The following is an 11,148-nucleotide window of genomic DNA, read 5'->3' on the forward strand; positions in this document are numbered from 1 at the left end:
ATTAATCACCCACCTTTGTCTCATCGGACGTTGCTGTACCTTTGGCGTGTGCCCCGGTTTGCTGGCTTTGAGAAGACTCAGCTGTTTGACTCGTGGCACTTTCAGCGCTCGGTTGAGTCATCCCCGTCGTCTCCTGATCGTCATTGCCTGTACTATCCAACTTATCATCGACAAACAATGCGTCGTACACGATGTCCACCAACGCGGCACGCGTCACGATACCGACCAGCTTGCCATCGTCGTCCACAACAGGCACGTTTTTATAACCGTGCTTCAAAATACGATCCACGGTATCACGAATTACCGCATTCTCATTTACATAGAAAATGCGTTCGTTAAAAATATCCCCCAACTGTTTGGTTGGTGAGTAGTTGTCGTTTAGGGTCTCAATATCAACGAAGCCACGCAAATGATTCTCTTTATCCGTCACCAGTAGCGTATCAACTCGCCGATCATGCATTAGTTTCAATGCCTGCACCAAAGTGGCCGATGAAACCATCGCAACCGGCGTTTTTAACATCACCTGTCCAACAGTGGTGATACTTGGCTTAGCCTGAATAAGTCGGTCACGACCAATCAATTCTTCAACGAAATCATTAGCTGGGTGACGCAAGATTTCTTCCGGCGTTGCCACTTGAACCATTTTCCCGTGAGACATCACAACAATGCGCGTTGCTAACTTCAACGCCTCGTCCATGTCATGCGTAACAAACACAAAGGTCTTACCAGACTTTTGCTGCAGATTTTTTACAAGGTCCTGTAACATTTCACGCGTTACGGGGTCCAGTGCGCTGAAGGCTTCATCCATTAGAATAATGTCTTGATCAGCCGCTAATGCACGGGCCACACCAATTCTTTGTTGCTGCCCACCAGATAATTCGGCTGGATAACGATCTAGGAAGCTGTCTGGTAGTTCCACCATCTCGATCATTTCCTTAGCCCGTTGATTACGTTTGTCCTCAGACCACTTCAATAAGCGAGGCACCAACGTGATGTTGTCACGAATCGTCATATGCGGTAACAAACCAATATTTTGAATCACATAGCCAATTCGGCGTCGCAATTGGACCGGATTCATCTTGGAAATGTCCTGACCCTCAATTTGGATTGTGCCAGAAGTTTGGTTCAGCATCCGGTTGATCATTCGCATGGTCGTTGTTTTGCCGGAGCCAGAGGTCCCGATAAAACAGATAAACTCGCCTTTTTCAATTTCCAGGTTGAAATCTTCAACGGCAACCTTATTACCGGAGTATGTCTTGTTTAAGTGGCTCATCGATAAGAACACGGTTATTCACCCTTTTTCTCTAGTTTTAAAAATTTACTTGCCTAAATTCATTAATTAATTGATGTTACCTACCACCCTAACGTGTTCAGCGTGTAAAATGCAAGAAAAGAGGAAGGATTGGTCAGTTTGTCTCAACAAGAGCTTCGTCAGCACCTCGACGCCATTCAACGACGGTTGGTCATTGCCTCTGTTCTGGCCTTAGGGTTGTTGGTTGTCCGAATGTTTGTTATCAACACTTTTATTATCGTTGCTTTCTGGGCGTGCGCCCTTTACATACTGGTCTTGTTTGGCCTATGGCTGTGGCTGGAATGGCAGTTGTTATTCCGCCACTAATTCGTCTTATTACAAGTAAATGGATATGCTAAAATTAGTTTGATCATTCACAATGATAGGCACTTGATGTTGCAAATGGAGGAAGTTAACATGGCAAAACACGTAACGTTAGCAGATGTTGCTAAACGCGTCGGGATGGCACCGTCGACGGTTTCTCGCGCTCTGAGGGATAGTCCTCGCGTGACACCTGCCACGCGGGCACGAATTCATCAAATTGCAGAAGACATGAATTTTCAGCCAAACACGTTAGCGCAAAGTATTCGTAACCAACAAACAGACACAATTGGCATCATTGTCAGCAACATTCTTAATCCTTACTTCACTGAACTTCTTCGTGGTATCGGTGATGAACTAGCTTTGTCCGGCAAACGCATGGTGTTGTTTAACACGGACGAACAAGCCGCTAAAGAAACGCGTTTTTTAAATGCACTGACTGGTCAGATGGTCGACGGCTTAATTATTGCCAGTACTGGTGGGATTGATAATTACGATAAATTAACGCAAACCACGCCCACTGTTTTCGTGGACCGGGTGCCCAACGCAGACAGCATTCATCACTATGACGCCGTGTTGACGGATAATCCGGTAGCTACCCGTGATCTGACCCAACGCTTGATTGATGCCGGTAGCAAACGGATTGGTTTTATTGGTAGTCAGGTCGCTTTTTCAGCAATCGAACGTCTCAACGGCTACCAACAAGCACTCACAGACAACGGTTTGCCAGCCAAACGTAACCTCACCCGTCAAACGGACTATACGCCCGCTGCCACCGCTAAAGCGCTCAACGAACTCCTACAACAGGAAAAAATCGATAGTCTGATAGTTGCCGACAGTGTTATCCTCAGCCAAGTCATGAAATTGCTCAAGCAACAGGGAAAGCTAGACGCCTTTAAGTTAGGCACATTTGACTACCTCAGCTGGTTTGATTACCTCGATGTCGACCTGGTTGCCGTCCAACAGTCGACATATGCGATTGGACACGCCGCTGTGACAACTTTGCTTAATCGAATTGCGACACCGACTGCACCAATTACGACCCAACGCTTACCAGTCACGCTGCACCAAAACTTTTAGTACTCAACAGCCAACAGAAGGACGCTATAGACCATGACCACAATTGCCCCATTGACTCAAAATAACGCTGAGCTAATTGCGAATACTTGGCATTATGACGGCATATACAACTTTTACGATATGTCGTCAGACCCCGAAGACTACGAAGAGATACTTTCCCCTAAATTACGGGCGAATCACTACTTTCAGGTAGTTGCAGAAGGACAGTTAACTGGTTTTTTCATGGTAGAGCCAACTGATCAACCATCAATCGTTGAAGTTGGTCTCGGAATGAAACCATCATTGACGGACCAAGGAAAAGGTCAACAATTTGTCCAATTAATTTTAGCTTTTGTTAACACACACTATCATCCAGAAACTGTTATTTTTGATGTTGCTGAATTCAATATTCGCGCCCAAACATGCTATCGTAACTTAGGCTTTATGCCAGTAAAACGTCACTGGCAAGCCACAAATGGTGGTCAGTATCCATTTGTAGAAATGCAATTAATCTTAAACACAGATTCGGATCATCACTAATTAAATAGATCCTGTAGTAAGTAAAAGCACGCGTTCCCCTCACTCTTGAGTGAGGTAACACGTGCTTTTTTTGCATACAACAAAGATTTAATTCTGTAAAAATATTACTTAACTATTTGACACTTTCGCTAACGTTAACGATGGCCTTGTTGACTTTGTGATCAAACTTGCCGCCAAGGAAATCAGCAACTTGATCAAAGGTTAATTCATCTGAAATTAATGATTCAACCAATTCCTGATGACCTGCCAAGAATGCCAATGAGTCCTCAAAGGCATATGGGTTGATGAAGGAACCCTTAATCGTCAGTTCTTTTTGGAAAATGTCGTAAGAGTTCAGTGCAAATGTTTGATCTGGGTTAGCAACCCCAAACATCAAGACCTGACCGCCCTTTCCTGCAGCATCTACTGCAGCAGCTTGAGTCGCTGGTGCACCAACAACTTCAACGACCACGTCATACCCGGAAGGAACAGTTTCAGTCCCGTTGTTATAAACGTTCTCAGCACCCAAACGTTTCATCAGGTCACGTTTTTGATCATTGTGACCACTAACATCAACATGTGTCACACCCAATGACTTAATCATCGCTGTAAAGAGTTGCGCGATAAAACCATCACCAATAATTAACACATGTTGTGCAGGATCTAAATCTAGTAATTTCACCCCATGCACGGCGCAACTAACTGGTTCGGTTAAAGCGGCAGCCTTAAAAGAGAGTTCGTCAGGAATTGGGTAAACGACAGATTCTGGTGCAGTAACAAATTCTGCAAGTCCACCATTCCGTGTTACACCAACGGCCGACAAGTGCTCACACAATTGTGGACGACCTTCACGGCAGTAACGACAATGACCACAGTAAATATTCGGGTCAATGGTCACCCGATCGCCAACTTTAATTGTCGTGACGTCGGCACCAACTTCGACCACTTGACCTGAGTTTTCGTGACCTAAAACAATTGGTGGTGTTGCCTGAGCTGAACCTGGTAGGCCTTGATAAAGGTGCGTATCCGTGCCACAGATACCTGCATATTTCATTTGGATTTTTACTTCATTGGCCGGAACCTTAGGTGCGTCGATATCACGCACATTCATATCTTTTAAGCCTTCAAGAACAAGTGCCTTCATTTCATAAACCCCGTTTCTGATTTGTATGTGAATTTCATAACATTCGCTATTGTAAAAATTTACCGGGGATGAAACAACCCACTTTTACAGCAAATTAAGCCGAATTGGCCTCAATTGTCGATCATGTCCAGGCGGTGCCTTAACCAGCTTCAGGCCTATTATTTCAGTATTTAGCTCACCTTTCCTGCTTTTAAAACAAACGTTTGTCTACGGCGTTTTTAAACAAGTTACATGAAAACGATCAACCATTTTCATACTGATTTTTTGCTTTTCAAAGACAAACGTTTGTCTCGGTGCTTTGACCGTCCATCAGCTTTCACAGCCACCTAATTGATTTCCTTTACCCCCTTTAAAAGCCCATCACAACGGGAGTATAACAATCAACATGGTTAGTGATTAAGTTAACAATATCCTCAAATAAAGATTGTTCTCTTTTTGGTGTGTGGCTATGATTAGACATTGTAATCGCTTACAAGTTTTAAATTAATCAGCTACATTTTTATCTCAACTACATTTACTGAGTATCAGAAAGGAAGCATCACTATGTTATTAGGCAGCGTTGAAGCAGGCGGTACTAAATTTGTTTGTGCCGTTGGCGACGAAAATTACCGAACAAAGGATATTGTTAGTTTCCCCACGACCACGCCGGCGGAAACCCTCCAAAAAACGATTGACTACTTTCGTCAATTCGATATTAAAGCACTATCGGTGGCCTCATTTGGCCCAATTGAACTACGCCGTAACGATCCTAAATACGGTTACATTACAAATACACCGAAGCCAAACTGGGCAGATACAGACTTCATTGGCACATTAAAAGAAGCATTTGATATTCCCATGTTTTGGACAACCGATGTTAATGGTTCGGCATACGGTGAGTACGTTATGTCAACGCTAACCAATGAACGAATCAACTCGTTGGTTTACTACACCATTGGGACCGGTGTTGGCGCTGGCGCCATTATTGATGGCGACTTTCTTGGCGAAATGGGTCATCCAGAAATGGGCCATGTGCGTCTCAAACGTCATCCTGATGACCTCGATTTCAACGGTATTTGCCCATTTCACGGTGACTGTCTTGAAGGTTTAGTTGCTGGGCCAACGTTTGAAGCTCGGACTGGCAAACCTGGCAAGGAAGTCCCATTAACTGACCATGTCTGGGACATCATGGCATATTACGTTGCCCAAGCAGCATTGCAGGTCACACTAATTATGAGACCTGGCAAAATCATTTTCGGAGGCGGCGTAGTCAGTGAGCCATTTTTAAAGAAGGTGCGCCAACAGTTTAGTGAACTTCTAAACGACTACGTTAATGTTGGTAATCTTGACGATTACATCGCCATGCCTGCCATTAAACATAACGGCTCAGCAACACTAGGTAACTTTGCATTAGCATTACGAGAACTACAAGCATAACGCGTTTTTCTTCGGTCTTATATTAAGTGAGGAGTTTTCAACATGACGACACAATCAAACAATGGTCGTTCCATTTCCATGGGATCTTCAATCGGCCTCTTCATTCTTTCATTGGTAATTAACTCGGCGGGAAATGTCTTAACTCTGGTCACGTCGTCAAAGATTCACCCATCTTTTCTTGGTTCCGCGTATTGGACAGCTGCTGAAGCCAATTTAGGGACTGCCATTCACTGGAACCTGTTCTGGGCATTTCTTATCTTTGGGATGCTAACCACCGTCTTAAACGCTATTTTGGTTGGCAAATGGGAATGGCGTCGGGCTCTCGGTAACTTGATCTTTATGGTGCCCTTCTCGGCCCTGATTCAACTATTTGCGGATTTCTTTAACGGTGTTTATCCACAATTGTTTGCTGGTCTCCCACAGGCTCATGGCATTTGGATGATTAGCTTTTACGTTATTTTAAATTTTCTCGGCGTCGCACTCATCGCCATCGCAATTTCAATTTACCAACGCGTCAACCTCGTTTTGCATCCAGCCGATGATTTAATGCAAATTCTTCGCTTTAAATACTGTCGTGGTAACGCCAACCTAGCAATGTGGGCTTCTTACATTCCACCGACCATCATGGCCATCATTGCGTTTGCCATCACCCGTGACTTCACTAATTTTGGGATTGGCACCCTGTTTGCCTTCGTCTTTCAAGGCGGCATCACGGGAATTGCGGACCGTGTTGTGTTCCCCAACTTAAAGCATCAAGCGTTGGATGTTGGTCATGCAGAAAACGCCACACCATCCCCTTCGAAACAAACGAATGCTTAACCAAAAATCACTCAAACTTGAAAGGATTTCATTATGAAAATTACAAATTTTATCGACGACGTTCAACACGTGGGTATTCCAACGACAGATTTATCTAAATCCATTGCCTTTTGGGAATCACTCGGTTTTACCAAACGGGGCCAATTCAAGAATGGCGACGGTCAAGTTGCCTTCATGACGCTTAACCACCTCACCATTGAAACTTGGACTGCTGATGAAACGCCAATGAAACCCGGTGCAATCAATCATATTTCCTTAAATACTAGCAATGCGGACGAAGCCTTCATTGTTGCTAAAGATGCTGGTTTCACGATGATTGACCACGAAGTTCAATCATTGCCCTTCTGGGACCACGGAATTAAATACTTTAATATCCAGGGACCTAATGGTGAGATTGTTGAATTTTGTCAAATCCTCACTGCATAAAAACAGCATCTCAAAAAGTTGAATATAAAAACACAAAAAAGTTTGCCAATTTAAAACGGCAAACTTTTTTTTGGCCTACTGTGTTATCCCGACCTTTACCAAACGTTTACATAGTCAATATGAACCCGACATTAAGTCATTACATTGCTCCGTTATACTGTGGCTAAAAGTTGATTAGCATCATCCATTACCCACCAATCAACTAATTACAAAAAGCGGGGAAACCAACGTGTTAGATATCATCAAAGCAGCTCTTTTAGGCATTATTGAAGGCATTACCGAGTTTTTGCCAGTCAGTTCAACCGGTCACCTTATCCTAGCCGACCAGTTTATTAAGTTACATCAGTCCACCGCATTCATTAATATGTTCAACGTCACCATTCAACTTGGCGCAATTCTTGCCGTTGTGATCATCTATTTCCATAAGTTGAACCCCTTTTCGCCTCGTAAAACATTGGCTGAACGACAAGCCACTTGGCAAATTTGGGGGAAAGTCATCTTTGCCGTTTTCCCATCCGTAGTCGTTGGCCTATTACTCAACGATTGGATGGACGCTCACTTAATGAACTGGGTTGTTGTCGCCATCACGCTAATTCTGTACGGCATTTTGTTTATCCTCGTGGAAAACCACAATGCCACACTGACGCCCACCATTTCAACAGTCCCGCAAATTTCCTATCGTATTGCCTTTCTAATTGGCTGTTTTCAACTCTTATCTCTTGTTCCCGGAACCTCACGTTCTGGCGCAACGATTCTTGGCGGTATTTTTCTCGGTGCCTCACGCTTGGCATCCACTGAGTTTTCCTTCTTTCTCGCCATTCCAACCATGTTTGGCGCCACACTGCTCAAACTGCTTAAATTTTTCATGCATGGTGGCACGCTCGCTGGCGAGGAAGGTCTAATTTTGTTAACTGGCGTTGTCGTATCCTTTGTTACCGCCTATATTGCGATCAAAGCGTTGCTCGATTATGTCAAAACAAACAGCTTCAAACCGTTTGGTTGGTACCGAATTATCTTAGGAATCGTCGTTATTCTTTATTTTCTAATCGCCTAATCTGCTAACTATTAATCATGAAATGGAGGATTATCATGTTGAAAACGATGGCTTTAAAACTTGTCTACCAAATTCCGTTTGGTGCCGGTGTCTTCTTCTTTTTGTGGGGCTTATTAGCTGGTCTTGATGCTTTACTTCTATCGCCCGTCCACATTCAATTTGCGATTCACCTTGGTACGATTGGTTGGTTGCTGATGGTGCTGGGATGGGCGCTACGTGCGATTCACCATTTGTGGCGTCATAGCTTGAACCAGCAGCATCAGCACCTCAGTGGTCAACTGTAATTAGTTAAGCAGAAAACAAGCCGACCAGAAGATGGCCGACTTTTTTTAATTTAGCATTCAATAATATTACATCTAACAAGTAATCTAACAGCATCATTCAATATTGTCGTGCAGAACCAATGATGTAAGCTCAGTAACGTTGCCGAAAACTACCGTAACTTCTGGTAGTTGGTAAAAGCTACTCGTTTTGGCAACATCTAAAATATCATGATTCGTTGCATAAATGAATATCTTTCTATTTGCAGCCAGCGCTAACCCAAGTTCCGTGTTCGAACTCTTCCCGGCTGGATAAATCATGATAAACACATCGCAGTTCATTACGGCCGCTTTCTCACGAATCGCAATTTTTTTCAAATCTTCAAGATCAGTTACTTTGCTAGTGGTCCAATCATACATATTTTGATATCCAGATTGGTTCAAACGATTCGCAACTTCACGGACCGTTTGGATGTTAGCAAACGAGCTTGCAATGTAGTAATTAATAAAATCACCTGGTCATTTTTTAAAATTCGATGTGTCTCATGTCTGACCGGACTTGATTGAAAATCATTAGTGACAATCCGAATACGCGACACATGTTAGTTGAAAACAAAAAAGAGTTCTAAACCTTCAATCGTGTGCACGAATCGTACACGGTCCTGAAAAGAAGGCTTAGAACTCCTTTGATACCGGCGTTCTTGTGAACGCAATAATTGGGTATACTGGAAAATCTGACATATTTACTAAAGCCCATTGCATCAACGTTTGAAGCCGTTATATCAATGTTTTCAAATGAAATTATATCATAAATAATTGGATAGAATTAGATAGAAATATGTAAAATCGTACACGGTTTGGTACACGGTTTTGGCAGGCATAACGGAAAATACATAGTTTTGAGAAGATAAAAATTATTCATAAAATGCAAAAAAAGCTCTAACCTCCATAATTGGAAGTTAGGGCTTAATTTGTCAATCAGACCTGCTAAATGCTTTTAAATTAAAAAAAGTTCCTTTTTGCGTATAAGGAAAATTCTTGAATAAATAACATTATGATTATTTTCTCTGTATACAGAGAATCCTTTATTTAACAGCGATTATAAGCCCATATTAGACCCAACTCAATGTAATTTATCATTTTGCGAATTCGGAAAAAAGGTTGATGTTTTGGAAACCTGACTGTATAATTCCTTACATAAGGAACGTTGCAAAGAACAAAAAAAGATGCTCTAGGTATGAACTAGAACATCTCAGATTGACGTTTTAAGTATAGGGACAGTTTTCAAGATTTACTTTTTATAATAAGATTTAAGCCCTCTTTTAAAACCGTGATAGTTTAAAGGGCTTTTTTATTGCATTAATTCAACGATTGCAATGACGGTGCTAATCAGAACCGCAACAAAAGTGGCCGATTGCAGCATCAGTGCAAGAACATCCTTGGTTTTCAATGCTTGTGCATCCCTTCGTAAACTTTCGAGCATTGCATCACCTCCACGTTTGAAAACGGGCCACCTACTTTTAACATCAGTTTTTATTATAGCAAATTCCTGTTAGCTGCACACTTTCTTTAAGAGTTTATTACGGCTCTTTTTCACAGGTAATATTACCAGATCAAAAATTTTAACTAAAAACCTATAGAAAATAGCTCTCTTTCACGAGTATCAGGTCATTGCGTGAAAAAGGGCTATTTTCTAGGATTAAAACTGATAAGACAGGGTCATTATTTTGTATTTGCCAGTATAAATTGTACACTTTATTACTTATTACCTGATTCTTCCGTCTCTCTCCAGTTAAGGCGCTGTTGCTCATACCTGTCACAATATCCAAAAATTACAACCAGTCTAAAAATGATGGAAACGACTACTCCTGTCGCTAATCCTACGGCAATCCACCAACTAATTTTGCTAATTGTCTGGTGGAGAAAAAGCCCAGTAGTAATCCATGCAATGGCTGGACACAGAAGAAAAGCAAGCAAAGAATACAATTTCACTATCCAGCGTTCCAGCCAAGGCTTCGGAGCAACTTCTACGAGATCAATATATCCATATATTTGCTTCTCACGATCTTTTTCGTCCCTGCCTGCGTTACCCATTAAATCATGTAACTCGTCTGGCAGGTTTTTCTTTATAATCCAGTAGCCTTCAAGGAGTGCATCATCCCCACCACGCTTAGGTGTCAGCATTTGGTATTTAAATCTACCTTTTTGATCCAATACAACCCATTGAGCTTTAAGAAGTAAGGCACAGAATTGACGAAAAGTATCAGCATAAGCATCTTTTAACGTTTTATCGCCATGCCACCATATTTGATTATTTTTGTTCAAAGCCTTGTCACAAAAATTGATAATCAACTGATCAAAATAACCGGTATGAACTATTACCTTGTTCGCCGGTAAGTGCCATGGACATATCCATTTTAGACACTCTTTAAAATTTGTTTTCTCTTCATGTGCCTTTTGATTGTAACCTCGTATATTACCAATGCTTACATCGAATGAGTCAAAATATTCGTTTCCCATATGTGTATTAACTGAAAATCGCAATTGTCTCAAATTTGAAGGTTTTATTCTATCTAATTCGCATAGCTTTTCTAGTCTTTGACGCCAATCCGACCCCAAATATTTTGCGTTACGGTCAGTCCTAACCGACGCAAAAATAGCCCCTACGCCAGCAGCAACTACAGCACTAATAGTCGTTCCTAAAACACCCATAATATATACGCTCCGTTTAAAAAACTATAATATATGGCAAATTCTATAATTAATCCGAACAAAAATAAAAAAAGGCCCAAAGCAATCTCTTACAATGGTAGTAGTTAATTCCAACCAGCTATAAGGA

At 42.0% G+C, this 11,148-nt stretch carries 13 protein-coding genes; 8 read left to right on the plus strand and 5 right to left on the minus strand.

The genetic code is table 11. The features are described from left to right. Nucleotide 1: 1 nt before the first annotated feature. On the minus strand, nucleotides 2–1,273 hold the full coding sequence (locus G400_RS0112275) for a betaine/proline/choline family ABC transporter ATP-binding protein (protein ID WP_081495803.1): 1,272 nt from the start codon (nucleotides 1,271–1,273) through the stop codon (nucleotides 2–4). Nucleotides 1,274–1,411: 138 nt separating this feature from the next. Here G400_RS0112275 and G400_RS0112280 point away from each other — a divergent pair, with 138 nt between their 5' ends. The 3 genes from G400_RS0112280 (at nucleotide 1,412) to G400_RS0112290 (ending at nucleotide 3,211) form a co-directional block, all read left to right on the plus strand. Continuing rightward, a complete protein-coding gene (locus tag G400_RS0112280) occupies nucleotides 1,412–1,618 on the plus strand; it encodes a hypothetical protein (protein ID WP_152323453.1) in 207 nt (68 codons plus the stop codon). 90 nt (nucleotides 1,619–1,708) lie between these two features. Continuing rightward, entirely contained in the window at nucleotides 1,709–2,692 is a 984-nt protein-coding gene (locus tag G400_RS15365; protein WP_017261011.1) for a LacI family DNA-binding transcriptional regulator, read from the plus strand. Between the two features lie 33 nt (nucleotides 2,693–2,725). Continuing rightward, complete coding sequence (locus G400_RS0112290) at nucleotides 2,726–3,211, plus strand: GNAT family N-acetyltransferase (protein WP_017261010.1); 486 nt, start codon at nucleotides 2,726–2,728, stop codon at nucleotides 3,209–3,211. Nucleotides 3,212–3,323: 112 nt separating this feature from the next. Here the strand turns inward: G400_RS0112290 and G400_RS0112295 are convergent, their stop codons facing one another. Continuing rightward, nucleotides 3,324–4,334: a zinc-dependent alcohol dehydrogenase family protein gene (locus G400_RS0112295; protein WP_017261009.1), complete on the minus strand. Its 1,011-nt coding sequence runs from the start codon at nucleotides 4,332–4,334 to the stop codon at nucleotides 3,324–3,326. A gap of 543 nt (nucleotides 4,335–4,877) precedes the next feature. Here G400_RS0112295 and scrK point away from each other — a divergent pair. The 5 genes from scrK to G400_RS0112320 all read left to right on the plus strand — a co-directional run bounded on the left by scrK (nucleotide 4,878) and on the right by G400_RS0112320 (nucleotide 8,333). Further along, nucleotides 4,878–5,750, plus strand: a complete 873-nt coding sequence (scrK, locus tag G400_RS0112300) for a fructokinase ScrK (RefSeq protein WP_017261008.1) — start codon at nucleotides 4,878–4,880, stop codon at nucleotides 5,748–5,750. A 42-nt stretch (nucleotides 5,751–5,792) separates the two neighbouring features. Then, the gene (locus G400_RS0112305; RefSeq protein ID WP_017261007.1) at nucleotides 5,793–6,569 is read left to right on the plus strand and encodes a hypothetical protein; all 777 of its coding nucleotides are present in this window, start codon (nucleotides 5,793–5,795) and stop codon (nucleotides 6,567–6,569) included. Between the two features lie 33 nt (nucleotides 6,570–6,602). Further along, nucleotides 6,603–6,995 (plus strand): VOC family protein, encoded by a 393-nt coding sequence (locus tag G400_RS0112310; protein WP_017261006.1) that lies wholly within the window; start codon nucleotides 6,603–6,605, stop codon nucleotides 6,993–6,995. 229 nt (nucleotides 6,996–7,224) lie between these two features. After that, nucleotides 7,225–8,049, plus strand: coding sequence for an undecaprenyl-diphosphate phosphatase (locus G400_RS0112315; protein WP_017261005.1), 825 nt, complete (start codon nucleotides 7,225–7,227; stop codon nucleotides 8,047–8,049). A 35-nt stretch (nucleotides 8,050–8,084) separates the two neighbouring features. Continuing rightward, entirely contained in the window at nucleotides 8,085–8,333 is a 249-nt protein-coding gene (locus G400_RS0112320) for a hypothetical protein (RefSeq protein WP_017261004.1), read from the plus strand. A 93-nt stretch (nucleotides 8,334–8,426) separates the two neighbouring features. On the opposite strand, the gene G400_RS0112325 is transcribed toward G400_RS0112320, so the two are convergent. From G400_RS0112325 to G400_RS0112335, 3 genes are all read right to left on the minus strand, one after another. Continuing rightward, a complete protein-coding gene (locus tag G400_RS0112325) occupies nucleotides 8,427–8,729 on the minus strand; it encodes a hypothetical protein (RefSeq protein WP_017261003.1) in 303 nt (100 codons plus the stop codon). A gap of 931 nt (nucleotides 8,730–9,660) precedes the next feature. Next, nucleotides 9,661–9,792 carry a hypothetical protein gene (locus tag G400_RS16580; RefSeq protein ID WP_017261002.1) on the minus strand — a complete coding sequence of 44 codons (132 nt, stop codon included), beginning with the start codon at nucleotides 9,790–9,792 and terminating at the stop codon, nucleotides 9,661–9,663. Between the two features lie 275 nt (nucleotides 9,793–10,067). Further along, nucleotides 10,068–11,021, minus strand: a complete 954-nt coding sequence (locus G400_RS0112335; protein WP_017261001.1) for a hypothetical protein — start codon at nucleotides 11,019–11,021, stop codon at nucleotides 10,068–10,070. Between the last annotated feature and the right edge of the window lie 127 nt (nucleotides 11,022–11,148).

This window comes from Furfurilactobacillus rossiae DSM 15814 (assembly GCF_000428925.1).
Classification (GTDB): domain Bacteria; phylum Bacillota; class Bacilli; order Lactobacillales; family Lactobacillaceae; genus Furfurilactobacillus; species Furfurilactobacillus rossiae.

Excerpts from the sequence above, each read along its gene's own strand:
- G400_RS0112275 (WP_081495803.1), bottom strand. The coding sequence starts at position 1,273 with ATGAGCCACTTAAACAAGACATACTCCGGTAATAAGGTTGCCGTTGAA.
- G400_RS15365 (WP_017261011.1), top strand. The coding sequence starts at position 1,709 with ATGGCAAAACACGTAACGTTAGCAGATGTTGCTAAACGCGTCGGGATG.
- G400_RS0112290 (WP_017261010.1), top strand. The coding sequence starts at position 2,726 with ATGACCACAATTGCCCCATTGACTCAAAATAACGCTGAGCTAATTGCG.
- G400_RS0112295 (WP_017261009.1), bottom strand. The coding sequence starts at position 4,334 with ATGAAGGCACTTGTTCTTGAAGGCTTAAAAGATATGAATGTGCGTGAT.
- scrK (WP_017261008.1), top strand. The coding sequence starts at position 4,878 with ATGTTATTAGGCAGCGTTGAAGCAGGCGGTACTAAATTTGTTTGTGCC.
- G400_RS0112305 (WP_017261007.1), top strand. The coding sequence starts at position 5,793 with ATGACGACACAATCAAACAATGGTCGTTCCATTTCCATGGGATCTTCA.
- G400_RS0112310 (WP_017261006.1), top strand. The coding sequence starts at position 6,603 with ATGAAAATTACAAATTTTATCGACGACGTTCAACACGTGGGTATTCCA.
- G400_RS0112320 (WP_017261004.1), top strand. The coding sequence starts at position 8,085 with ATGTTGAAAACGATGGCTTTAAAACTTGTCTACCAAATTCCGTTTGGT.
- G400_RS0112325 (WP_017261003.1), bottom strand. The coding sequence starts at position 8,729 with ATGTATGATTGGACCACTAGCAAAGTAACTGATCTTGAAGATTTGAAA.
- G400_RS16580 (WP_017261002.1), bottom strand. The coding sequence starts at position 9,792 with ATGCTCGAAAGTTTACGAAGGGATGCACAAGCATTGAAAACCAAGGAT.
- G400_RS0112335 (WP_017261001.1), bottom strand. The coding sequence starts at position 11,021 with ATGGGTGTTTTAGGAACGACTATTAGTGCTGTAGTTGCTGCTGGCGTA.